The organism is Mesorhizobium sp. M5C.F.Ca.ET.164.01.1.1 (assembly GCF_004792125.1).
GTDB classification, from domain to species: domain Bacteria; phylum Pseudomonadota; class Alphaproteobacteria; order Rhizobiales; family Rhizobiaceae; genus Mesorhizobium; species Mesorhizobium wenxiniae.
Genome location: NZ_SRTG01000522.1, coordinates 1 through 294, shown reverse-complemented (window position 1 = coordinate 294; position 294 = coordinate 1). Strand labels below are relative to the sequence as shown.

Genomic DNA, 294 nt, shown 5'->3' with positions numbered 1-294 from the left:
GGGCGCGGATGCCAAGACTGCCATGAAGGTCGAAATGACCGAAGCGGCCGCGAAGCGGATCGCCAGGATTCTGGCCGGCGAGCCGGGCAAGAATGCCTTGCGCGTTTCCGTCGAAGGCGGCGGCTGCTCCGGCTTCTCCTACAAATTCGATCTGGTAGGCGAGCGCAATGACGACGATGTCGCCATCGAGAAGGACGGGGCGACCATCCTGATCGACGACCTGTCGCTGGTCTATATGGGCGGCTCGGTGATCGACTTCGTCGACGACCTGATGGGCCAGTCCTTCCAGATCAG

Annotated in this window: 1 protein-coding gene; it reads left to right on the top strand. The window is 62.2% G+C overall.

Going from position 1 to position 294, the window contains the following annotated elements; translation table 11 throughout:
* On the top strand, positions 1 to 294 hold a 294-nt coding region (locus EN807_RS34560; protein WP_246684541.1), incomplete at both ends, for an iron-sulfur cluster assembly accessory protein.